The organism is Streptomyces sp. NPDC055103 (assembly GCF_053607625.1).
Window position 1 is genome coordinate 91910 of record NZ_JBSGTX010000001.1, and the last position, 22180, is coordinate 114089.

Annotated in this window: 19 protein-coding genes; 9 read left to right on the forward strand and 10 right to left on the reverse strand. The window is 71.0% G+C overall.

Annotation, left to right across the window (positions count from 1 at the left end; translation table 11 throughout):
* Nucleotides 1-1093: 1093 nt before the first annotated feature.
* Both ACWFR1_RS00505 and ACWFR1_RS00510 read left to right on the forward strand, forming a co-directional pair.
* On the forward strand, nucleotides 1094-1390 hold the full coding sequence (locus ACWFR1_RS00505) for a helix-turn-helix transcriptional regulator (protein WP_453545385.1): 297 nt from the start codon (nucleotides 1094-1096) through the stop codon (nucleotides 1388-1390).
* Between the two features lie 45 nt (nucleotides 1391-1435).
* On the forward strand, nucleotides 1436-2683 hold the full coding sequence (locus tag ACWFR1_RS00510) for a tyrosine-type recombinase/integrase (protein ID WP_453544982.1): 1248 nt from the start codon (nucleotides 1436-1438) through the stop codon (nucleotides 2681-2683).
* Between the two features lie 279 nt (nucleotides 2684-2962).
* Here ACWFR1_RS00510 and ACWFR1_RS00515 read toward each other — a convergent pair whose 3' ends face one another.
* Complete coding sequence (locus ACWFR1_RS00515) at nucleotides 2963-4069, reverse strand: magnesium and cobalt transport protein CorA (RefSeq protein WP_453544983.1); 1107 nt, start codon at nucleotides 4067-4069, stop codon at nucleotides 2963-2965.
* Between the two features lie 152 nt (nucleotides 4070-4221).
* On the opposite strand from ACWFR1_RS00515, the gene ACWFR1_RS00520 reads away from it, so the two are divergent.
* A complete protein-coding gene (locus ACWFR1_RS00520; RefSeq protein ID WP_453544984.1) occupies nucleotides 4222-5361 on the forward strand; it encodes a winged helix DNA-binding domain-containing protein in 1140 nt (379 codons plus the stop codon).
* 19 nt (nucleotides 5362-5380) lie between these two features.
* On the opposite strand, the gene ACWFR1_RS00525 is transcribed toward ACWFR1_RS00520, so the two are convergent.
* The gene (locus ACWFR1_RS00525; RefSeq protein ID WP_453544985.1) at nucleotides 5381-6208 is read right to left on the reverse strand and encodes a helix-turn-helix transcriptional regulator; all 828 of its coding nucleotides are present in this window, start codon (nucleotides 6206-6208) and stop codon (nucleotides 5381-5383) included.
* Nucleotides 6209-6324: 116 nt separating this feature from the next.
* Here ACWFR1_RS00525 and ACWFR1_RS00530 point away from each other — a divergent pair, with 116 nt between their 5' ends.
* On the forward strand, nucleotides 6325-8010 hold the full coding sequence (locus ACWFR1_RS00530) for an AMP-binding protein (protein WP_453544986.1): 1686 nt from the start codon (nucleotides 6325-6327) through the stop codon (nucleotides 8008-8010).
* Entirely contained in the window at nucleotides 8007-9611 is a 1605-nt protein-coding gene (locus tag ACWFR1_RS00535) for an AMP-binding protein (RefSeq protein WP_453544987.1), read from the forward strand. Before ACWFR1_RS00530 ends, ACWFR1_RS00535 begins: the two co-directional genes overlap by 4 nt.
* A gap of 10 nt (nucleotides 9612-9621) precedes the next feature.
* On the opposite strand, the gene ACWFR1_RS00540 is transcribed toward ACWFR1_RS00535, so the two are convergent.
* The 3 genes from ACWFR1_RS00540 to ACWFR1_RS00550 form a co-directional block, all read right to left on the reverse strand.
* Nucleotides 9622-10137 carry a GNAT family N-acetyltransferase gene (locus ACWFR1_RS00540; RefSeq protein ID WP_453544988.1) on the reverse strand — a complete coding sequence of 172 codons (516 nt, stop codon included), beginning with the start codon at nucleotides 10135-10137 and terminating at the stop codon, nucleotides 9622-9624.
* Between the two features lie 19 nt (nucleotides 10138-10156).
* Complete coding sequence (locus tag ACWFR1_RS00545; protein ID WP_453544989.1) at nucleotides 10157-10969, reverse strand: TIGR04222 domain-containing membrane protein; 813 nt, start codon at nucleotides 10967-10969, stop codon at nucleotides 10157-10159.
* Between the two features lie 178 nt (nucleotides 10970-11147).
* Nucleotides 11148-12347, reverse strand: a complete 1200-nt coding sequence (locus ACWFR1_RS00550) for a hypothetical protein (protein WP_453544990.1) — start codon at nucleotides 12345-12347, stop codon at nucleotides 11148-11150.
* A gap of 326 nt (nucleotides 12348-12673) precedes the next feature.
* Between ACWFR1_RS00550 and gcl the strand changes: the two genes are divergently transcribed.
* Nucleotides 12674-14461 carry a glyoxylate carboligase gene (gene gcl / locus ACWFR1_RS00555; protein WP_453544991.1) on the forward strand — a complete coding sequence of 596 codons (1788 nt, stop codon included), beginning with the start codon at nucleotides 12674-12676 and terminating at the stop codon, nucleotides 14459-14461.
* A 99-nt stretch (nucleotides 14462-14560) separates the two neighbouring features.
* On the opposite strand, the gene ACWFR1_RS00560 is transcribed toward gcl, so the two are convergent.
* Nucleotides 14561-15544, reverse strand: a complete 984-nt coding sequence (locus tag ACWFR1_RS00560) for an ArsR family transcriptional regulator (RefSeq protein ID WP_453544992.1) — start codon at nucleotides 15542-15544, stop codon at nucleotides 14561-14563.
* Nucleotides 15545-15621: 77 nt separating this feature from the next.
* On the opposite strand from ACWFR1_RS00560, the gene ACWFR1_RS00565 reads away from it, so the two are divergent.
* Nucleotides 15622-16860, forward strand: a complete 1239-nt coding sequence (locus ACWFR1_RS00565; RefSeq protein WP_453544993.1) for an MFS transporter — start codon at nucleotides 15622-15624, stop codon at nucleotides 16858-16860.
* On the opposite strand, the gene ACWFR1_RS00570 is transcribed toward ACWFR1_RS00565, so the two are convergent.
* From ACWFR1_RS00570 to ACWFR1_RS00585, 4 genes are all read right to left on the reverse strand, one after another.
* Nucleotides 16796-17461 carry a GmrSD restriction endonuclease domain-containing protein gene (locus ACWFR1_RS00570; RefSeq protein WP_453544994.1) on the reverse strand — a complete coding sequence of 222 codons (666 nt, stop codon included), beginning with the start codon at nucleotides 17459-17461 and terminating at the stop codon, nucleotides 16796-16798. The two genes, ACWFR1_RS00565 and ACWFR1_RS00570, sit on opposite strands and share 65 nt — an antisense overlap.
* A gap of 491 nt (nucleotides 17462-17952) precedes the next feature.
* Nucleotides 17953-19410, reverse strand: a complete 1458-nt coding sequence (locus tag ACWFR1_RS00575; protein WP_453544995.1) for a catalase — start codon at nucleotides 19408-19410, stop codon at nucleotides 17953-17955.
* 186 nt (nucleotides 19411-19596) lie between these two features.
* On the reverse strand, nucleotides 19597-20487 hold the full coding sequence (locus tag ACWFR1_RS00580; protein WP_453544996.1) for a 2-hydroxy-3-oxopropionate reductase: 891 nt from the start codon (nucleotides 20485-20487) through the stop codon (nucleotides 19597-19599).
* Between the two features lie 47 nt (nucleotides 20488-20534).
* Nucleotides 20535-21368: a TIM barrel protein gene (locus ACWFR1_RS00585; protein WP_453544997.1), complete on the reverse strand. Its 834-nt coding sequence runs from the start codon at nucleotides 21366-21368 to the stop codon at nucleotides 20535-20537.
* Nucleotides 21369-21507: 139 nt separating this feature from the next.
* Here ACWFR1_RS00585 and ACWFR1_RS00590 point away from each other — a divergent pair, with 139 nt between their 5' ends.
* Entirely contained in the window at nucleotides 21508-21759 is a 252-nt protein-coding gene (locus ACWFR1_RS00590) for a hypothetical protein (protein ID WP_078627122.1), read from the forward strand.
* A 44-nt stretch (nucleotides 21760-21803) separates the two neighbouring features.
* Nucleotides 21804-22142 (forward strand): helix-turn-helix domain-containing protein, encoded by a 339-nt coding sequence (locus tag ACWFR1_RS00595; RefSeq protein WP_453545387.1) that lies wholly within the window; start codon nucleotides 21804-21806, stop codon nucleotides 22140-22142.
* Nucleotides 22143-22180 lie beyond the last annotated feature (38 nt).

The window sequence follows — 22180 nt, forward strand, 5'->3', positions numbered from 1 at the left end:
CATTTCTTTCCAAGGCTGGAAGTCTCTCCGAAAGCATGTCAACGTACAGCGTCCCGAAAAACTTTGGATCCACCTGGGGTGCGCCGTGTCCACGGGTTGATGCATAGATGGATCCCGAACTGAAGGAGATCATCTGCCAAAGCCTCTATCCGATCCACCCCGTTCACCGCTCCTAGCCTGTTCGTACTCGGAGCCAGGAACGCCGAGAACCGCACGGCAGCGCGGCGATGGCGATTACGGGGTCCTGTCGACCGCACTCTGCTTGTGCGCCTGTGCGCCTGTGCGGCCGAACTGCCTGGCGAGCAACTCGCAGAGCGACTACCGCAAAGATCGTCTAGTGCTTGCTCACGTGGCTGCGCACTCCGAAACGGGGGCAAGGGGTGTGGCCCGAGCCGCCAGCCTTCCAGAGCGTGATGCTCGAAGTCTCCACCGGTTGACTGAGGGCGGGCGCCTGGCGCTTGCCGATGACACTGGATCCGCTGCAGCCCGGGGGTATCGCCTGGCTTCATTCGGTGAGGCGCATAGAAGGCAGGGTGCGAGGTTCGGCGCATCTGCGGGCGTGAACATACCCCATGATCCCCGGTTAGCCTAACCGGGGATTCTCTGGACCATAGACCTCGTTCGCACCGGCTGCTTGGCGGTGGACCTGGAGCGGACGGCTCTGTCCTCGTGCCTGCGTGGGCCTCCCGCCGCTTCCTTTCGGGAGACCGCGTTCGTCCGAGTGCGGCGAGAGAATTATTCACAGTGCGCCTCCACGGAAGACCGCGGCGGGCGCGGCGTCACGAATGAGGAAGTCCCCAATGCGTCTTGTCGCGATACTCCTACCCAAAAGCAGGGCATCTGGCCGTTCGGCCGTGCCCCCTCTGGCGTTCACCTGACGGTGATCACGTCAGATGCGAGCCCGATCGCCCTGTTCCTTGGCGGTGGTGTGGCGTGAGCAAGAGAGGCAAGTGCGACGAGCAGCCGGGCACCGGTCTCTGGATCCAGAACGGTTCGTATGCGCCGTCACCCTGCGCCGCACGCCCGGCGTCACATGCACCAACTGTCCACGGCTCTCATGTCCCTTGGAGGACCTCCCATGCCTACACGTCTGATGACGGCCTACGCCACCACTGGTACCCCTAACAGTGCTGTCCGTAAGGCGTTCCTGACCGTTGGGGACGCCGCCGCGTACCTCGGCCTGTCGCCCCGCACGCTGTACGTCTGGCGGCACCGCCGCCAGGGGCCGCCGAGTTTCCGCATGGGTCCCCGTGGGCGTGTGACGTACAGGCTCGATTCCCTTGACGCCTGGGTACGCGAGCAGGAGCAGGCGGACTCGCGCTCCAACCCCGCCCTGAACCCCTTGAGTGTTGCGCCGCAGCGCCGCGCTGGCTCGTCAGCCACCGCCTGACGCCGCCAGGCCGACGGCTCCCGATCCCCTACTGCAAGGAAATACTTGGCCGGCTACATAGAAGACCGCTGGATCAACAAGAAGAAGGACCCCGTCACCGGCAAACGGGAGCGCACCGCCCGCTACGGGAAGGGCACCCGCTACCGAGTCTCCGGAATCCCCGGCGTCCGGGACATGTCGTTCGACACCCTGGAGGATGCCAAGGCGTGGCTGCGCAGGGCTGGCACCGACAGCGAACGGGGCGAGTTCGTCGACCCTCGCGATGGTTCCATCACCGTCGCCGACTATGTCACCCGCTACTGGCAGAAGGGCGTGCGGGGTGCGCCAGGCACGATCAAGCGCGTCGACGAGCGTGTGCGCCTCCACGTCCTTCCCCACCTCGGGGAGGTGGCGCTGAGGGACATCTCCGCGACCGTCCTTCGGGGGTACATCGCGGCACTCGAAGGGGAATGTGCGCCTCGCTACGCGCGGCAGATCCTCACCACCCTGTCGAACATCTTCGAGACGGCGATCGACGACAAGCGACTCGTCCGCAACCCCATGCGCGCCAAGTCGGTGCGCTGGCCCAAGGCGCCCGAGGACCAGCGCGAGGCTTGGCCACTGCAGACCGCCCAGCGGGTACGGGACGTCATCAATCCGCGCTACCGGATCACAGTCGCCATCGCCCTGGGGTGCGGGCTCCGCCAAGGCGAAGTCTTCGGACTCTCGCCCCGCGACATCGACTTCGAGCGCGGCGTCATCCGCGTGCGCCGTCAAGTCCAACTCCTCAGTGGTCGGCTGTTCTTCACCCTGCCCAAGGGCGGAAGGACGCGCGTCGTCGACATGCCCCGATCGGTCGCCGCCGAGTTGGCCTCCTACTTCCTCCAGCACCCAGCTGTCGAGGTCGAGCTGCCCTGGGGCGGTCCGGAGCCCGAGCGGGAGAAGCAGTCCTTCCCGCTCATCCTGACCACCACGTACGGCAACGCAATCCGCGCCAACATCTTCAACGTCGAGGTCTGGAAGCCTGCCCTCGCGAAGGCCGGCGTCATCCCCATGCGGGAGAAGGGGCAGGGCTGGAAGGCGTCCCGCAAGGACGGCTTTCACGTGCTGCGCCACACTTACGCCTCGATCATCCTCGAGGCCGGCGAGTCCGTCGTCACCCTCGCCCGCTGGCTGGGCCACTCCAGCCCGACCATCACCCTCGACCACTACGCGCACTTCATGCCCGAGGCTGGCGGTAAGGGCCGCGCAGCCGTCGATAGGTTGCTTGGGGTGGTCCCAGAGTACGTCCCTGAACACTTCGCCCTTGCGTGAGAAGCGGGTGGCACAGCAGACGCTGTGCCACCCGCTTTCGTTCTGCGACCACACGCACCGACGGCCGCTGGTGTGGCCGGATTCGCCACTCTCAGTGACTGTCGCGATGGCGGCTCGACGTCCGGAAACCCGCGACACGAGGCATGGAACCGCAGGCGGGGGAGGTAGTCGCTCGCTCCCCAGCGCCGCGCATTCTCCCCAGATTCTCCCCAGGGCCTCGAAATGAGCCCTCCGTATCGTTCGCGACTGCGAAGTCGATCGGCGGATCCGGCTCGCTGTCTACAGCCAGTCGCGCTTCTTGAAGATGAAGTACAGGCCTGTGCACACCGCTGCCATCAGCAGAATCGCGAACGGGTAGCCGAAAGCCCAGTCCAGCTCCGGCATCGCGATGAAGTTCATGCCGTAGATCGTTCCCACCAACGTGGGTGCAAACAAGATGGCGGCCCATGAGGAGATCTTCTTGATCTCCTCATTCTGTTCGAAGCCGGCTTCCGCCAACGCGCGCATCTCCGCGTTCTGTTGTTGGGTGACCAGGGTCGCGTTGACCGTGAGGATGTCCGTCAGGGCCTGGCGGAAGCCGTCGACGCGTTCGCTGGTGTGCGTGACGTGGTCGGCGACGTCGCGGAGGTAGCGCTGGAGTTCCTCGTCCGTGCCGTACTTGGCGAAGCCCGCCATCAGGCCGTGGAGCATGCCCACCAGGGGGCGTGTGGCCCGTTGGAACTCGACCATCTCGCGGGAGAGTTCGTAGATGCGGCGGGAGACCGCCGGGTCGCCGCCGAAGACCTCCGTCTCGATCTCGTCGATGTCGTTCTGGACGCCCGCCACCACCGGGGCGTAGCCGTCGACCACCGCGTCCAGGATCGCGTACAGCACCGCCTCCGGGCCCAGGGCCAGGAGGTCGGGGTTCTCCTCCATGCGGCGGCGGACCGTGGAGAGGTCCGGGGCGGCGCCGTGGCGGACCGTGATGAGGAAGTCCGGGCCCACGAAGATGTGGAGCTCGCCGAACTCGACCTCCTCCTGGGCGTCGAGGTAGCGCGCGGCGCGCAGCACGACGAAGAGCGTGTCCCCGTACCGCTCCAGCTTGGGGCGCTGGTGGGCCTCCAGCGCGTCTTCCACCGCGAGTTCGTGCAGGTCGAACTCCGCCGCCAGGGAGTGGAGTTCCGCCTCGGTCGGGCGTTGCAGGCCGATCCACGCCGTGCCGTCGGGGTGCTCGCGCAGCTGGCGGAACGTGTCCGCGAGCGTGGCGGGGGAGGAGACCCGCCGCCCGTCGCGGTAGAGGCTCGCCTGCACCACGCTCGGCCGGTCGGTGGGGTGCGGCTCCGACGCGGGGCCGGGCGGCGGTTCCGGGTGGCGGCGCCAGGCCGCGCGGGGACGGCGGTCGGACACGGGCCTTCGCCTCCTGTGAGCGTCGGGGAGCGGGTGCGGGGATGTGAGTGGTGTGGCACTTTGGCATGATATCTGCGGGGTGTCGCGGCGGCTCGGCTTTCGCTTCGGTCTTGCGGACCGGATCTGTCCGCAAGGGTCGGTAGCGTCCTCGTATGGCCTCCACGACGAAGCACCCGGTCCTCAGCCACCGCGCCCTGAACCGCGCCACCCTCGACCGTCAGCTGCTTCTCCGCCGCGTCCCGCTCGGCGTCGAGGACGCCGTCGCCCATCTGCTCGGCCTCCAGGCGCAGAACACCAAGCCGCCGTACTACGCGCTCGCCGCCCGCCTCGACGGATTCCGGCCCGAGCAGCTGTCCGCGCTCATGGAGTCCCACGCCGTCGCCCGCATCGTGACCATGCGCTCCACCGTCCACACCCACACCGCCCGGGACGCCGTCGCCCTGCGCCGGTTCGTGCAGCCCGGGGCCATCGACCGGGAGCTCGCCGCCTTCGTCGGCCGCAAGGGGCTCGACGGCGTCGACCTGGAGCGGCTCGCCGGGCTCTCCCGCGCGCTGGTCGAGGACCGGCCCCGTACCCCCAAGCAGCTCCGCGACGAGCTCCTCAAGGAGTGGCCCCACGCCGACCCGCAGTCCCTCTCCCTCGCCGCCCGCTGTCTCCTCCCGCTGGTCCAGGTCACCCCGCGCGGCCTGTGGGGCCGCGGCGGGCAGGTCGCCCTCACGACCACCGACGTCTGGTTCGGGGACGCCGTCCCGGCGGCCACCGCCGACGCCGACGAGACCGTGCTGCGCTACCTCGGCACCTTCGGGCCCGCCTCCGTCAAGGACATGCAGACCTGGTGCGGCCTGACCCGCCTCCGCGAGGCCTTCGAGCGCCTCCGGCCCCGGCTGCTCGTCTTCCAGGACGAGCGCGGCACCGAGCTCTTCGACCTTCCCGACGCGCCCCGCCCCGACGAGGACACCCCCGCCCCGCCCCGCTTCCTGCCCGAGTTCGACAACCTGCTCTTGTCGCACGCCGACCGCACCCGGGTCGTCACGCCCGCGGACCGTTCCCGCACCTGGCAGGGCAACCGCGCCTTCTCCGTCTTCCTCCTCGACGGCCTCCTCGCCGGGCTCTGGCACCTCGACGGGACGAAGGACGGCACGCACCGCACCACGCTCACCATCGAGCCCTTCGCTCCGGTGTCCCGCGCCCAGCGCGCCGAGCTCGCCGCCGAGGCCGAGCGGACGCTGCGGATCATGACGCCGGCCGGCACCCCGTACGACATCGTGCACAAGGAGGTCGCGGACCGCTGAGACGGGGGAGGGAGGCGAGTTACGGCAGCGCCCCCGCCCGGCGGGCCGCCACCACCGCCTCCAGGCGGGTGTGCGCGCCCAGCTTCCGCATCGCCGAGCGCAGGTAGCCCTTCACCGTCTCCGGTCGCAGCCCGAGCCGTGCCCCGGCCGCCGCGTTCGTCGCCCCCGAGGCCACCGCGGCCAGGACGTCCGTCTCGCGCGGGGTCAGCGACACCCCCGGTACGGGCGGTCCGGCGGCGGCCGTCGCCGAGGCCGCCGACTCCAGGCGCCCGCACACAGCGAGCAGCCGCTCCCGCAGCTCCGGATCCGCCACCCGCGGAGCGAGCGCGCGCAGCTCACCGTGTGCCTCCCGCACCTCCTCCCAGGACGGTACCGAGGGCGGCGGGGCCAGCAGCTGACGGACCTCGTCCCGTACCGCGAGTGCCTGCTCCACGTCCCGGGCCGCCGCCACCGCCGCGTCGAAGACCCGCTCGCCGATCGGCAGCGCGTCGCGCAGCGCCCCGTACATCACCCCACGCACCTGGCGGCGGACCACGACCGGCACCGCGATCACCGAGCGCAGCCCCTCCGCGGAGACCGGCACGTCGTACTCGTGCGTGATGTGCCGGGCCGCGGGGTAGTCCGTCACCGCGCACGGCCGCGAGAGGGCCAGGCACTTGCCGCCGAGGCCCGAGCCGGCCGAGACCGCGAGCCCGCGCAGGGCCAGGGTCACCGCACCGTTCAGCTCGGCGATCCGCAGCGCGCGGCCGTCCTGGAACAGCCCTCCGAAGACGACCGGGAGACCGGTGGTGCGGCGCAGCCGCAGCAGCCCGCCGCGCAGCTCCACCGATTCGACGTGCTCGCGCACCGTTCTCTCCCCGTCGTCCGTTGGCTGGTCGGCTGGTTCACCCCCGAACGGGGGTAGTGACACCTGGGTCACCGATTACACGATGTCCTGGACCGGTCCCGCAACGAGGAGGACACATGACGGCAGCGAGCGCGGCCAGCGCGACGGAGAGGTTCCGGGCCGCCCGGGACTTCCTGCTCCACCATCGCGAGGACTACCAGACGGCCTACGAGGGCTTCGACTGGCCCCGGCCGGACCGTTTCAACTGGGCGCTCGAATGGTTCGACGTCATCGCCGCCGGCAACGACAGAACCGCCCTGCACATCGTCGAGGAGGACGGTTCCGAGGCGAAGGTCAGCTTCGCCGAGATGTCCGAGCGCTCCAACCGCGTCGCCAACTGGCTGCGCGCCCAGGGCGTCCGCGCCGGCGACCGGATCATCGTCATGCTCGGCAACCAGACCGAGCTGTGGGAGACCATGCTCGCCGCGATGAAGCTGCGCGCCGTCGTCATCCCCGCCACGCCGCTCCTCGGTCCCGCCGACCTTCGCGACCGCGTCGAGCGGGGCCGCGCCCGCCATGTCGTCGTGCGCGCCGAGGACACCGCCAAGTTCGACGACGTCCCCGGCGACTACACCCGCATCGCGATCGGCGGCGACGGGGTGAGCTGGCTCGGTTACGAGCTCGCCGACCGGGAGTCCGCCGACTTCGAGCCCGACGGCGTGACCCTCGCCGAGGACACACTGATGCTGTACTTCACGTCCGGCACGACAGCCCGCCCGAAGCTCGTCGAGCAGACCCACACCTCGTACCCGGTCGGCCACCTCGCGACGATGTACTGGATCGGCCTCAAGCCCGGGGACGTGCACCTCAACATCTCCTCGCCCGGCTGGGCCAAGCACGCCTGGTCCAACCTCTTCGCCCCGTGGAACGCGGAGGCGACCGTCTTCATCCACAACTACACGCGCTTCGACCCGGCCCGCCTGATGAGCGAGATGGACCGGTACGGCGTCACCAGCTTCTGCGCCCCGCCGACCGTGTGGCGGATGCTGATCCAGGCCGACCTCAGCCGGCTGGCGACGCCGCCGCGTGAGGTCGTCGCCGCCGGCGAACCCCTCAACCCCGAGGTCATCGAGTCGGTGCGGCGCGCCTGGGGCGTCACCATCCGGGACGGCTTCGGCCAGACGGAGACGGCCGTGCAGGTCTCCAACAGCCCGGGCCAGCGGCTCAAGGAGGGCTCCATGGGACGCCCGAGCCCCGGCTTCCGCGTCACGCTCGTCGATCCGGTGAGCGGCCGGGCGGACGTCGAGGAGGGCGAGATCTGTCTCGACCTGTCGGTCAACCCGGTGGGCCTGATGACCGGTTACCACGGCGACCCGGAGCGTACGGCCGAGGCGATGGCAGGCGGCTACTACCGCACCGGCGACATCGGCTCGCGGGACGAGGACGGGTACATCACGTACATCGGACGGGCCGACGACGTCTTCAAGGCCTCCGACTACAAGATCAGCCCCTTCGAGCTGGAGAGCGCGCTCCTGGAGCACGAGGCCGTCGCCGAGGCGGCCGTCGTCCCCGCCCCCGACCCGCTGCGGCTCGCCGTCCCCAAGGCGTACGTCGTCCTCGCGGCGGGCTGGGAGCCGGACGCGGAGACCGCGAAGGTCCTCTTCGACCACTCGCGGGCGGTCCTCGCCCCGTACAAGCGGATCCGTCGCATCGAGTTCGCCGAACTGCCCAAGACGGTCTCCGGCAAGATCCGGCGCGTGGAACTGCGCCGGCTCACCGCCGAGGGCGGCGGCAAGGAGTACGCGGAAGGAGAGCTGCGATGACGACGGCGCCCCAGCCGCTCTCGTACGCGCACGGAGTGTCCGGCACGGCCCTCCTCGGCGACACCGTCGGCGCCAACCTCGACCGCGCCGTCGCCACCTGGCCCGACCGGGAGGCGCTCGTCGACGTCCCCAGCGGCCGGCGCTGGACCTACGCTCAACTCGGCGCCGACATCGCACGGTTGGCCGACGCGCTGCTCGGCAGCGGCGTCCGCAAGGGCGACCGGGTCGGCGTCTGGGCGGTGAACTGCCCCGAGTGGGTCCTCGTCCAGTACGCCACCGCCCGCATCGGCGCGGTCATGGTCACCATCAACCCCGCCTACCGGGCGCACGAGTTGGCGTACGTCCTGAACCAGGCGGGCATCTCCCTCCTCTTCGCCACGCTCACCCACAAGTCGAGCGACTACCGTGCCATGGTCGAGGAAGTGCGGCAGGAGTGCGCGGAGTTGAGGGAGGTCATGCACTTCGGGGACCCCGGCTGGGACGCCTTCCTCGACCGTACGGCGGGAGACCTGCGCCCCGAGCCCCTCGCCTGCGACGAGCCGGTCAACATCCAGTACACCTCGGGGACGACCGGCTTCCCGAAGGGAGCCACCCTCTCCCACCACAACATCCTCAACAACGGTTACTTCGTCGGGGAGATGGTCGCCTACAGCGAGCAGGACAGGATCTGCATCCCCGTTCCCTTCTACCACTGCTTCGGCATGGTGATGGGCAATCTGGCGGCCACCTCGCACGGCGCCTGCATGGTGATCCCCGCGCCCTCCTTCGATCCCGCCGCCACCCTCCGCGCCGTGCAGGACGAGCGCTGCACCTCGCTGTACGGGGTGCCGACGATGTTCATCGCCGAGCTGGGCCTCCCCGACTTCGCCACGTACGACCTCTCCACCCTCCGCACCGGGATCATGGCCGGTTCGCCGTGCCCGGTGGAGGTGATGAAGCGGGTCGTCGCCGAGATGAACATGGCGGAGGTGTCGATCTGTTACGGCATGACCGAGACCTCGCCCGTCTCCACCCAGACCCGCCGCGACGACGACCTGGAGCGCCGCACCGGCACCGTCGGCCGCGTCCTGCCGCACGTCGAGGTCAAGGTCGTCGACCCGGTGACCGGGCTGACCGTGGAGCGCGGCACGGCCGGCGAGCTGTGCACCCGCGGCTACAGCGTGATGCTCGGCTACTGGGACGAGCCGGAGAGGACCGCCGAGGTGATCGACGCGGGCCGCTGGATGCACACCGGGGACCTGGCGGTGATGCGGGACGACGGCTACGTCCAGATCGTCGGCCGCATCAAGGACATGATCATCCGGGGCGGCGAGAACGTGTACCCGCGCGAGATCGAGGAGTTCCTCTACGCGCACCCCAAGATCGCCGACGTCCAGGTCGTCGGCGTGCCCGACGCGCGGTACGGCGAGGAGATCCTGGCCTGCGTGATTCCCCGCGACCCGGCCGACCCGCCGGGCCTGGAGGAGCTCACCGCCTTCTGCCGCGACCGCCTCGCCCACTACAAGATCCCGCGCAGGGTGGAGATCCTCGCCGAGTTCCCCATGACGGTCAGCGGCAAGGTGCGGAAGGTGGAGCTGCGCCGGCGGTACGGGACCGACTGACCGGCCCGCTTCAGCAGACCTCTCGGCGCATGCACACCCGGGGCCAGACCGAGAGGCCGTGGTCCGCCTCCGCGCGGCTGATCGCGCGCAGACCGTCCGTGAGCGCCGGGTCCGATTCGGTGAGCGGGCGGAAGCCGAGCCGGGTGTAGTACGGCGCGTTCCACGGGACCTCGGTGAACGTCGTCAGGGTCAGGGCCGCCAGGCCCTGCTCCCTGGCGGCCGCCGCCAGGTGCTCGATCAGCTCGCGTCCGACGCCCCGGCGGGCGGCGTCCGGGTGCACCGACACCTGCTCGATGTGGGCGGAGCCGTCGATCGTGTCGGCGAGCAGATAGGCGACCGGCCGGTCGGCCGCGTCCACCGCCACCCAGGCCCGGCCCTCGCAGCGGTACGCCTCCAGGACGTCCAGGGGCAGGGGGTCGTCGTCGGCGATCGCCGCCATGCCGAGAGAACGGAACGGCTCGCCCGCCGCCCGTTCGATGTCCTGGAGCAGCGGGAGTTCGGCCGGAGCGGCCGCTCTGATGCGCATACGCCAGTATGGCGCGACGTCAGGGAGCGGTGCGGCCCGTCCCCCCACCCGGCTCCGGGGGCGGCCGGTTCTCGTCCGCCTCGCGCGGGCGGTCGAGCAGGCCGCCGTCCCGGGAGAAGCGGGGCAGGAACAGGGCCAGCGCGGGATCCCCGTACAGCGCCACGTACAACTGCACGAGACGCCCGTCCGTCACCTCCCGCCGGTGGGCCGGCAGCGGATGCCGCTCCCGCAGGCCGGCGAGCAGGCGCCGCGCGGCCCGCGTGGCCGGCGGCAGGCGCAGCAGCGCCACCGCGGCGATGACCGGCGGCAGGGCGACCGCCACGACCACGACGAGTCCCGCACCGCCGCGCCCGGGGCGCGCCCAGGTGGCGAGCAGCCCGGCGGCGACCGTCAGCGGTACGCAGGCGAGCAGTACGCGCGCGGCCCGCAGCCGGGCGGGCGGCCGCAGCAGACCGGCCCGGCCGAGCTCGCCCCGCAGGGCGTCCACGGCTCGTCGCGCCTCGGGGCGCAGGGTCAGGTCCCGCAGCGCCAGCGCCCGGTGCAGCGCCCCGTGCACGCCGAGCTGTACGGGGTCACGGGTGCGGCCAGGACCGCCGTTGGCCCGAATCGTACGTTTGCGGCCCGCGGCGACCGCCCCGCGCTGGTGCAGCGCCACGAGCGCGACCGTGACGGCCGCCCGGCGCCCTCCCCGCAGCAGCGCGAGGGCCTGCGGCGGCGGCTCGCCGCCCGTGGGCCACGGTTCCCTTTCCTGGCTGCGGGTTCGCAACAGCACCGTGGCGAGCGCCAGTTCCGCGCAGGCCACCCCGATGAACCACCACATCGCCGTCGACATGACGCCACCCCCGAGGGTGTTGTGCCCGGGGGAGCGTGATCGTCACGCGTGAATGGCCGGTTTCGCATGGCGAGGTGTTGTGGGCGGGGTGGCGGCGGTGTGCGGCGGTGAGGTGGGCGGGGTGCCGCGGGCGTGGGGCGGTGGGTCGGGCGTGCGGGGGTGACGTGCGGCGCGTGGGTCAGGCACCGCCGGATGCCAGCTCGTCGGCGGCGAGGTTGACGGGCTGCGGGGTGCCCGTCAGATCGAGGACGAAGAGCGGGAGGCCGATCTCGGCGGCGCGCTGACGCGCCTCCGGGGTGTAGCCGGCGAGCGAGAAGAAGACGCTCACGCTCGTCGAGGGGGTGCTCAGTCCGTTGAGCCAGAGGCACTCGACGGCCCGCAGCCCGGCGGGCCGCGTGCTCGGATCCACCTGGGCGACGAGCCCCGGCGCCCGCAGGTCCACGCCGGAGGTGGGGTGGTCCTCGGGCTGGACCACGTCCCGGAATCCGAGCCAGCGCAGATATCCGGCGGCAGCGGCCACCGCGTCCCGTGCGGTCCGGATCGTCACCGGTCGGAAGGCACCCCGCACCGGTTCCGGGCGTGGGGCCGTGGGCGGCAGCGGGATGTGCGCGGGGTACCGCTCGGCGAACGTGCGGTGGGTGCGCGCCCCGGGAGGGACGTCCTGGCCGCCAGGAGCGCCGTCGTCCTGGCCGGTGGGTCCCGTACCGAACCACTCCGAGCCGGATTCGAACGCCCGGGGTCCGGCCGGCCCGCCGGCTCCGCTCGCACCGGGGTGGACGGGCGCCCCTTCCGTCCGGGCGCCGAAGGTCTCGCCGGCGGCCGTCGGCGGCGTGAGCCCCGGAACGCCGGGGTCACGGGGTGCCGCGCCCTGGCCGCGCGGGTCGGTCCCCGACGGCGTACCGGACGGCGTACCGGAGGTCGAGCCGACCCCCCGGCCGGAGGCGGGCGACGGAGAACCGGAAGGGGGAGGGGAGGGGGAAGGAGAAGGGGAGGGGGAGGAGGAAGCGGAAGAGGCCGAGGATGCCGCCGGTGAAGAAGGAGTCTGTGGAGCCGGAGTCGGCGTCGACGCCCGCGTCGGAGTCGGCGCCTGCGGCGTCGGGATCGGGTCACCGGCCGCAGCCGGCGCCTGACCGCGGCCCTCTGCCGGTCGCGCCGCCCCCGCCCCACGGCCCCCGCCGCCCGCCCCGCTCGCGCCCGGCTCCGTGCCCACCGGCTGGACCGGGACCCGGAGGACCGTCCCGCAGGCGCAGCCGAGCTCGGGGTGGGGCCAGTCGTCCTCGCGGCCACAGGCGCCGCAGCGGACGGTGACCCACTCGTCCGTCCAGTTGCGGTGCGTGATCCGCTCCGCCGTCACGCCCGCCGTCACCGGCGGGGCCACCGGGCTCCCGCACGCGCAGGGAAAGACCGGCGCCGCGTACGCCTGCGTCCGCTGGCACTCCGGGCAGCGCACCGGTACCGACTCACCCACAACCCCTACCCCCTGTCGTTCCGAGCCCATCGTCCACCCATCGGCCACCTCGGGGGAGGGAGTTCGGCCACTTCGCTGATCCCGTGGGGCGGACTTCTCTTGACGGTTCTCCGCGAGCCGACCTACATTGCTTCCGTATAGCAGAACAGTATTTCCGCATTACGGAAACAAGCCTCCCGGCCTCCCCGAGTCGCCGGGCGGGCTTGCCTCCGACCGGCCGAAGCAGGAGCACTCCCATGCCTCGTATGACCGCCGCCGCAGCGGCCGTTGAGATCCTCAAGCGCGAAGGCGTCACCAACGCGTTCGGCGTGCCTGGCGCGGCGATCAACCCCTTCTACCGCGAGCTCAAGAACGTGGGCGGCGTCAGCCACACGCTCGCTCGTCACGTCGAGGGCGCGTCGCACATGGCCGAGGGGTACACCCGCGCCAAGGCCGGCAACATCGGCGTCTGCATCGGTACGTCCGGCCCCGCCGGCACCGACATGATCACCGGCCTGTACTCGGCGATCGCGGACTCCATCCCGATCCTCTGCATCACGGGCCAGGCCCCGGTCTCGAAGCTCCACAAGGAGGACTTCCAGGCCGTCGACATCGCCTCGATCGCCAAGCCGGTCACCAAGGCCGCGACGACCGTCCTGGAGGCCGCGCAGGTCCCCGGCGTCTTCCAGCAGGCCTTCCACCTGATGCGCTCCGGCCGTCCGGGCCCGGTCCTCATCGACCTCCCGATCGACGTCCAGCTCACGGAGATCGAGTTCGACCCGGAGACGTACGAGCCGCTGCCGGTCTACAAGCCGCAGGCCAGCCGTGCCCAGGCCGAGAAGGCCCTCGGCTTCCTCCTGGAGTCCGAGCACCCGCTGATCGTCGCCGGCGGTGGCATCATCAACGCCGACGCCTCCGACCTGCTCGTCGAGTTCGCCGAGCTGATCAACGTCCCGGTCATCTCCACTCTGATGGGCTGGGGCACCATCCCGGACGACCACGAGCTGGCCGCCGGCATGGTCGGCGTCCAGACCGCGCACCGCTACGGCAACGCGACCTTCCTGGAGTCGGACTTCGTCCTGGGCATCGGCAACCGCTGGGCCAACCGCCACACCGGCTACAACATGGACGCCTACACCAAGGGCCGCAAGTTCGTCCACGTCGACATCGAGCCCACGCAGATCGGCAAGATCTTCGCCCCGGACTACGGCATCGCCTCCGACGCCAAGGCCGCGCTGGAGCTCTTCGTCGAGATCGCCAAGGAGTGGAAGGCCGCGGGCAAGCTCCCGGACTTCTCCGCCTGGACCGCTTCCGCGCAGGAGCGCAAGGCGACGCTGCAGCGCCGCACGAACTTCGACAACATCCCGATCAAGCCGCAGCGCGTCTACGAGGAGATGAACAAGGCCTTCGGCCCGGAGACCCGCTACGTCACCACCATCGGCCTCTCCCAGATCGCGGCCGCGCAGTTCCTGCACGTCTACAAGCCGCGCCACTGGATCAACTGCGGCCAGGCCGGCCCGCTCGGCTGGACCATCCCGGCCGCGATCGGTGTCGCCACCGCGGACCCGGAGACCCCGGTCGTCGCCCTCTCCGGCGACTACGACTTCCAGTTCATGATCGAGGAGCTGGCGGTCGCCGCCCAGCACAAGGTCCCCTACGTCCACGTCCTCGTGAACAACGCCTACCTGGGCCTGATCCGCCAGGCGCAGGGCAACCTCGGCATCAACTTCGAGGTCAACCTCGAGTTCGAGAACATCAACACCCCGGAGATCGGCGTCTACGGCGTCGACCACGTCAAGGTCGCCGAGGGCCTGGGCGTCAAGGCCATCCGCGTCACCGACCCGGACAAGCTGGGCGAGGCCCTCGAAGAGGCGAAGAAGCTCGCGGTGGAGTTCCAGGTCCCGGTCGTCGTCGAGGCCATCCTGGAGCGCATCACCAACATCGCGATGAGCAAGACGGTCGACATGAGCGACGTCACCGAGTTCGAGGAGCTCGCGACCGAGCCCGGCCACGCGCCGACCGCGATCAAGCCGCTCAAGGTCTGACGGACCCGAACGCCTGAAGACCTCACGGTCCAGGTCCCATCCCGGGTGCCGTGACACGGCCCCCGTCCCGAGGAGCACCGGGACGGGGGCCGCTTCACGTCACGACCCGTCGGGCCGCTGCGCCCGCACCAGCACCGCGCCCGCCTCCGTCCACCCGTACAGCACCGAACGCCCCGCCCGCCCCCGCTGGACGAGCCCGGCGTCCTTCAGCACCTTCAGATGCCGGCCCACCGACCCGAGCCCCTGCCCGGTCAGCGCCACCAACTGGCTGGTGGACTTGGGGGATTCGAGCCGTACGAGCACACCCGCGCGCGCCGCCCCGAGCAGCGTGCCCAAGGCCTGCGGGACGACCGGCCCCGCCCCGTCCGCCAGGGCTCCCGCGCACGCGTACACCACCGCGAAGCGCTCCGTACCCTCCCAGGACACCCATCCCGTGTTCGCCGTCACCGGCACGAACAGCAGGCGGCCGCCGTCGACCGAACGCGGCGGATAATCACGGGAGTTGACCTGGAGCCGGCCGTCGCCGAGCCAGCGCATCTTCCCCGGGCACAGCTCGTCGAGGGCCGCCGCCCAGCCACCCCGGACCAACTGGGCGGTGCGCGCCACCACATCGGCTTCGAGGATCCGCCGGCGCCGCGGCCACTCCGGCAGCACGGTCTCCCGCCACACCCACGTCAGGACCCCGGCCAGCCGCTCCGGAAGGTCGCGCGCCGAGCGCAGCGGCTCCGGTACGGGACCGCCGAGCGCGACGGCCAACTGCGGTACGGCGGCGACCGGATCGGCCGCGCGAACGGCCTCGACCTCCTCCTCGAAGGACCGCTCGCCCTCGCCGAGCGGCGTCGGGGTCAGGAAGTCCGCGTTCCACGTCCGCCCGATCGCGGCACCGACGAGCAGCCCGTCGAGCGGCTCGGCCGCCAGGCGCGCCCGGTAGGCGGGGAGGTGCCGGTCCAGCCAGGCCCGCTCGCCGGGGTGGGAGCCCGCCGCCGCGTGCAGGATCTTGAGCGCCGCGACGGTCTCGGCCAGCGGTGAGACGACGAAACGGCTGCCCGCGAGCGAGTCCGTACCGATCCGCCACCAGCCCACGCGGCCACTCCGTCCCGTCGGTTTCGCCCCCGAGCGAAACACTATCCCCCTGGCCGGGCGCCCCCGAGACTCCCGGCATGCCCCGCTACCGCGACGTCTTCCGCACCCCCGAGTTCACCCCGCTCTTCCTGACGGGCGCCGCGCACACCGCCGCCCAGACGGTCGCCGGGCTCGGGCTCGCCACCCTCGTCTACCGCGCGACCGGCTCCCCTGTCCTCTCCGCCCTGGCCCTCTTCGGGCCCTCGCTCGCCCAGCTCATCGGCGCGACCACCCTGCTCTCGGCGGCCGACCGGCTGCCGCCGCGTACCGCGCTCGCCGGGATCGCGCTCTTCTTCACCCTGGGCACCGCCGTCCTGGCGCTCCCCGGGCTGCCGACCTGGGCGGTCTTCACGATCCTGCTCGCCGAAGGGCTCGCGGCCTCACTCGGCGGAGGCGTCCGCCAGGGCCTCCTGAACCAGATCCTCGCCCGTGAGGACTTCCTCCTCGGCCGCTCCGTGACGAACATGGCCGTCGGCGTCTGCCAGATCGGCGGCTTCGCGACCGGCGGCGTCCTGATCGCCCTGCTCTCGCCGCGCGGCACGGTCCTCGTCGGCGCGGGGCTCTACCTCGCCGCCGCGCTCCTCGCCCGACTGGGCCTCGGGGCGCGGCCGCCCCGGGCCGCCGGCCGGGCCTCGGTCGCCGAGACCTGGCGCACCAACGCGCGCCTGCTCTCCTCGCCCGCCCGCCGCCGCTGCTACCTCGCGCTGTGGCTGCCCAACGGGCTGATCGTGGGCTGCGAGTCGCTCTTCGTGCCGTACGCCCCCGAGCGCGCCGGACTCCTCTTCGCGTTCGCGGCGTTCGGGATGCTGGTGGGGGACACCGCCGTCGGCCGCTTCGTACCGGCGCGGCTGCGCGGACGGCTCCGCTTCCCGCTCCAGGCGCTGCTCGCGGCCCCGTTCCTGCTCTTCGCCCTGGACCCGGCGCCACCGCTCGCGCTCCTCGCGGTGACCGTCTCGGCGGTCGGGTACGGGGCGAGCCTCCTGCACCAGGAACGGCTGATGGACCTCGTGCCGGAGGAACTGGCCGGTCACGCGCTCGGGCTGCACACCTCCGGGATGCTCGCCCTCCAGGGGGTGAGCGCGGCGCTCGCGGGCACTCTCGCCCAGTACACGTCAGCGCGTACCGGGATGGTGCTGCTCGCGCTCGCCTCGCTCACCGTGACCCTGGCGCTCGCCCGTGCCGACCGGAGGACCGGCGGGCCGAAGGCACTGCCTACCGAGGCGCCGTCGAGCGCATCACGACCGTCTGCTCGCACGGGCCGTCGGCGAACAGCTTGAGCGCCTCCATCTCGTCCTTGTCGACGGAGAGGCCCCAGCGCAGCTTGGTGCTCACCCAGTCGCCGACGTAGCGGCAGTAGCGGGAGTCCTCGGCCGGTACCCACTCGCTCGGGTCGCGACCGGCCTTCTCCTTCTGGCTGCGGGCGGTGACGGCGACGAGGGTCGCGGCGGCCCCCTGGTCGTTGGCGTACTGCTCCCGTCGGGCGGCCGTCCAGCCGGAGGCCCCCGACTGCCAGGCCTCCTCCAGCGCGACGATGTGGTCGACGCGGAGCACGGCCGGGTCGGAGACGCTCTGGCCGTCGTAGTACGAGGTCCACCGGCCCCCGGTCAGCGCGCAGTCCTTCCCGGACTTCGGGGCGTCCTCCGCCTCGGCGATGAGGACCTCGGAGCGGGTGTCGCAGCCGTCCGCCGCGTCCAGGCCCTGGTTCCAGTGGCGGAACGCCGACTCCTTGTAGCCGTCCGGGTCCTCGGAGGCCTCGGTGAGTTCGGCGAGCGCGTCGGGGAAGAGGACGACGCCGGCGGAGAGGGCGGGGGAGGGGACGGCGAGCGGGGACAGGATCAGCGCGAGCGGCGCGAGACCGCGCATCAGGTTCTTGATCATGTACCGATGGATAGCGGCGGTCGCGGGGCGCACGGGCGGAGAATCGCGGTGCGCTCCTCCGAGCGGGTGCGGATCTTCACCGCAGAAACGATGCGCTGGCCGCCGCCGTGCGGAGCGGAGCTCCGTACGGACGAAGAAGAGCGTGGAACCAAGGACCGTAAACCTGGTTCCACGCTCTCCCGTTGTGCCCGTCCGACGGCACGAGGCTGGCGCGACAGGACGTTCGCGCCGCCGGACGGAGTCTGGGGGCCCCGAGGGGAAGGGGGCTGGGCGATAGGACCGCGGCGGCGGCGACGGGCGTGCAGGCTGTCCTCTTCTTTCAGGTCAAGAAGAGGGGCCCGAAGCCCTTACCACCGCACTGGCTCGACGCCGCCGCGGTCCTCACGCTTGTCCGGTCCGCCGACCACCCCTCATCCGGGCCGGCGATCCGGACCGCGTAGGGCACTGACCTCCCGTCAGGTGCCGTACGCAGTCTGGGTGGTGCTGGAGGATCAGTCCTCGCGCAGGGCGCGGACCGCCTCGGCCACGCGCTTGCCGTACTCCGCGTCGGCGGCGGCGAAGTGCGCGAGGTTCTTCTCGATGACGTCCTCGCGGGACACCTGGGACAGACCGCCGGCGATGTTGGCGATCAGGCGGCCCTTCTCGTCCTCGGACATCAGGCGGTAGAGCTCACCGGCCTGGAAGAAGTCGTCGTCCTTGGTGTGCGCGGGCGCCTCGTGGGTGCCGGTCCAGCCGTGGATCGCGAGCGGCGCGGAGAGCGCGGCGTCGGTCTGTGCCGGGCCCTGGTACGAGTTGGGCTCGTAGTTCTTGTCGTGGCGCGAGCCGTTCCGCGTGGCCATGAAGCCGTCGCGGCCGTAGTTCTCGGCCGTGGTCGCCTTGGGGGCGTTCACCGGCAGCAGGGTGTGGTTCACACCGAGGCGGTAGCGGTGGGCGTCCGCGTAGGCGAAGAGGCGGCCCTGGAGCATCTTGTCCGGCGAGGGACCGATGCCCGGGACGAAGTTGTTCGGGGAGAAGGCGGCCTGCTCGACCTCGGCGAAGACGTTCTCCGGGTTGCGGTCGAGGACCAGGCGGCCCACGCGCTGGAGCGGGTAGTCGCTGTGCGGCCACACCTTGGTGAGGTCGAACGGGTTGAAGCGGTACTCCGCGGCCTCGGCGGCCGGCATGACCTGGACGTACAGGGTCCACGAGGGGTTCACACCGCGCTCGATGGCCTGGAGCAGGTCGGTCTGGTGCGAGTTCGCGTCCTTGCCGACGAGCTCGGCGGCCTGGTCGGCGGAGAGGCTGCGGATGCCCTGGTTCGTCTTGAAGTGGTACTTGACGAAGAAGGCCTCGCCCGCCTCGTTGGTCCACTGGTAGGTGTGCGAGCCGTAGCCGTTCATGTGACGGTACGAGGCGGGGATGCCGCGGTCGCCCATGAGCCAGGTGATCTGGTGCGTCGCCTCGGGGGCGTGCGCCCAGAAGTCCCAGACGTTGTCCGCCTCCTGCTTGCCCGTGAAGGGGTCGCGCTTCTGGGAGTGGATGAAGTCGGGGAACTTGATCGGGTCCTTGATGAAGAACACCGGGGTGTTGTTGCCGACGAGGTCGTAGTTGCCCTCTTCGGTGTAGAACTTCAGGGCGAAGCCGCGCGGGTCGCGGACCGCGTCCGCGCCGCCGAGCGAGTCGGCCACGGTCGAGAACCGGATGAAGGTCTCGGTCTTCTTGCCGACCTCACCGAGGAAGTCCGCCTTGGTGTACGCGGTGACGTCGTCGGTCACCTCGAAGTAGCCGTACGCACCGGAACCGCGGGCGTGCACCACACGCTCCGGGATCCGCTCACGGTTGAAGCGCGCGAGCTTCTCCAGCAGATGCTGGTCCTGCAGGAGGATGGGGCCACCGACGCCGGCGGTGGCGGAGTTCTGGTTGTCGGCGACGGGGGCGCCGGACTCGGTCGTAAGCACGCGCTTCGACATCGTGACCTTCCGTACGGGAACTCTGCTGACGGTCCGAGGAGCGTAAATTCGGCTGGAACGTAACGTCAACAGTTTGTTGAAAATGAAGTGTGGGTGTTCCGGTCGGCGGCGACGCCTGGGCGCGACAGGACAGTTGTCAGCGCCGCCGCCGACCGGAATTCAGGGGCCCCTGAAGAGGGGCGGGGATCAGACCTGCCGGCCGGAGAGGCGCTCGACGGCGCGCAGCAGGGCCGAGTGGTCCAGGCCGCCGTCACCCTGAGCGCGCAGGGAGGCGACGAGCTGGGCCACGACGGCGCCGACCGGGAGGGCCGCGCCGACGTTGCGGGCGGCGTCGGTGACGATGCCCATGTCCTTGTGGTGGAGGTCGATCCGGAAGCCGGGCTTGAAGTCCCGGTTCAGGAAGTTGTCCTTCTTGCGGGTCAGGACCGTGGAGCCGGCCAGACCGCCGTTGAGGACGTCCAGGGCGGCCTGGAGGTTCACGCCGGACTTCTCGAGGAAGACGACGGCCTCGGCGCAGGCCTGGATGTTGACCGCGACGATCAGCTGGTTGGCGGCCTTCACCGTCTGGCCGGAGCCGTGCGGGCCGCAGAGCACGATGGTCTTGCCGAGGGTCTCCAGGATCGGGAGGGCCTCGTCGAAGTCGGCCTGCTCGCCACCGACCATGATCGAGAGCACGGCCTCGATCGCGCCGGCCTCGCCGCCGGACACCGGGGCGTCGATGACGCGGATGCCCTTCGCGGCGGCGTTCTTGGCCAGGTCGACCGAGGTCTGCGGGGTGATCGACGACATGTCGATGATCAGCGCGCCGGACTTCGCGTTCTCCAGGATGCCGTTCTCGCCGTAGGAGATGGCCTCGACCTGCGGGGAGGCCGGCACCATCGTGATGACGACGTCGGCGTCCTTCACGGCCTCGGCGATCGACGCGGCGGAGGTGCCGCCGGCCGCGGTGAGGCGGTCCAGCTTGTCCTGCTCCAGGGTGAAGCCGGTGACCGAGTAGCCGGCCTTGATCAGGTTCTCGGACATGGGGGAGCCCATGATGCCGAGGCCGATCCAAGCGATCTTGGGAAGAGTGCTCATGGTGAGGGTGCCTCTCAAAACAAGGTGGTACGGGGAGAAGTCGCTGGTCAGCGGGGAGGGCGTGCCTCGGCCGGGAGCCACTCGAAGGACGCGGCGGCGTCGGCGGCCTTGTACTCCAGGCCGACCCAGCCGTCGTAGCCGGCCTTCTTCAGCTCGTCGAGGAACTGCTCCAGGGGGAGGTCGCCGGTGCCCGGCGCGCCACGGCCCGGGTTGTCCGCGATCTGCACGTGGCCGGTCTTGGCCGCGTACTCCGCGATGACCTGGCCGACGTCCTCACCGTTCATCGACAGGTGGTAGATGTCGAGGAGGAACTTGGCGTTGCCGAGGCCGGTGGCCGCGTTGACCCTGTCGATGACCTCGATCGCGGAGGGGGCGCTCACCAGCGGGTAGAGCGGCGACTCCGGCTTGTTGAGGGTCTCGACGAGGAGGATCGCGCCGATCCGGTCGGCCGCGCGGGCCGCCAGGACCAGGTTCTCCAGGGCGAGGGTGTCCTGGATCTGCGGGTCCACGCCCTCGACGCGGTTGCCGTAGAGCGCGTTGAGGGCCTTGCAGCCGACCGAGGCGGCGAAGTCGGCGGCCACCTCGATGTTGGCGCGGAAGCGGTCCGACTCGTCCCCGGGCGCAGAGAGGGCTCCGCGGTCCGGGCCGGGGAGCTGTCCGGCGTAGAAGTTCAGGCCGACCAGCTGGGTGCCGGCGTCCTCAAGGGCTTTCCTGAGGGCGTCGAGCTCGCTCTGCTCGGGGGTGGCGGTGTCGATCCAGGGCCACCACAGCTCGACCGCGGTGAAGCCCGCCGCGGCGGCGGCCGCGGGGCGCTCCAGGAGCGGGAGTTCCGTGAAGAGGATCGACAGGTTCACATCGAAGCGCTGGTCCGAGAATCCCACGAGGGGTGCGCTCCTTCCGTATCGCGGAAGTAAGTTTCTGTCTGACGGAATGTTGCAAGCAGGTTGTCCTCCTTGTCAAGAGGTCCCCGTAGGTCCGGGGCTCCCGCCGGCCGGAGCGGGGCCGTACTTTGGGTCCATGGTGCGTTTGAGAGTGGAGTTCACGACCGAGCCGTTCGACCTCGACGAGGCGCCGGCGCACGCGGTCGTGGCCCGAGAGGTCATCCAGTCGGCCGAACTGGACGCGGTCGATGTCGGCCCCTTCGGCAACACGGCGGAAGGCGGTGCCGACGAGGTGCTCACCGCCGTCGACGCGCTGCTGCGGAGATCGCTCGCGGCCGGTGCCACCCGGGTCTCCCTCCAGGTGAATGTGATCGGGGAGGGCGAGAAGTGACCGAACACCCGCTGGTCGCGGCAGTGAAGCCGCTGGTCGACGCCATGGGGGCCGAGCTGCTCGGCCCCGCTCAGGCGGAGGGCGACGACGTCGTCCTCTCCTGGGAGGGCGAGGACGTGGTCGCCGTACGGCTGCCGCAGCTGTCGGACTCCCTGGACCACATCCTCGCGGCGATGGAACGACGGCACGGGATGCCGTTGGCCGAACTCGACCGCAAGGCGAAGCAGGAAGCGGTGCGCCTCCTGGAGGCACGCGGTGCCTTCTCGGTGCGCCACGGGGTGGAGACGGTGGCGGGGGCGCTGGGTGTCAGCCGCTTCACCGTGTACAACTACCTGAACAGAGAAACCGCCCTGAACAGGGAAAAGGCTGCCGAGAGCAGCTAGTTGATCTTGCTTGGGCCCTAAGCCGTCGTCCAGATGTC

Bases quoted from the DNA above. Each gene is read 5' to 3' on its own strand.
- ACWFR1_RS00505 (WP_453545385.1), top strand. From the start codon at position 1,094: ATGACGGCCTACGCCACCACTGGTACCCCTAACAGTGCTGTCCGTAAG.
- ACWFR1_RS00520 (WP_453544984.1), top strand. From the start codon at position 4,222: ATGGCCTCCACGACGAAGCACCCGGTCCTCAGCCACCGCGCCCTGAAC.
- ACWFR1_RS00530 (WP_453544986.1), top strand. From the start codon at position 6,325: ATGACGGCAGCGAGCGCGGCCAGCGCGACGGAGAGGTTCCGGGCCGCC.
- ACWFR1_RS00535 (WP_453544987.1), top strand. From the start codon at position 8,007: ATGACGACGGCGCCCCAGCCGCTCTCGTACGCGCACGGAGTGTCCGGC.
- ACWFR1_RS00540 (WP_453544988.1), bottom strand. From the start codon at position 10,137: ATGCGCATCAGAGCGGCCGCTCCGGCCGAACTCCCGCTGCTCCAGGAC.
- ACWFR1_RS00545 (WP_453544989.1), bottom strand. From the start codon at position 10,969: ATGTCGACGGCGATGTGGTGGTTCATCGGGGTGGCCTGCGCGGAACTG.
- gcl (WP_453544991.1), top strand. From the start codon at position 12,674: ATGCCTCGTATGACCGCCGCCGCAGCGGCCGTTGAGATCCTCAAGCGC.
- ACWFR1_RS00565 (WP_453544993.1), top strand. From the start codon at position 15,622: ATGCCCCGCTACCGCGACGTCTTCCGCACCCCCGAGTTCACCCCGCTC.
- ACWFR1_RS00570 (WP_453544994.1), bottom strand. From the start codon at position 17,461: ATGATCAAGAACCTGATGCGCGGTCTCGCGCCGCTCGCGCTGATCCTG.
- ACWFR1_RS00575 (WP_453544995.1), bottom strand. From the start codon at position 19,410: ATGTCGAAGCGCGTGCTTACGACCGAGTCCGGCGCCCCCGTCGCCGAC.
- ACWFR1_RS00580 (WP_453544996.1), bottom strand. From the start codon at position 20,487: ATGAGCACTCTTCCCAAGATCGCTTGGATCGGCCTCGGCATCATGGGC.
- ACWFR1_RS00595 (WP_453545387.1), top strand. From the start codon at position 21,804: ATGGGGGCCGAGCTGCTCGGCCCCGCTCAGGCGGAGGGCGACGACGTC.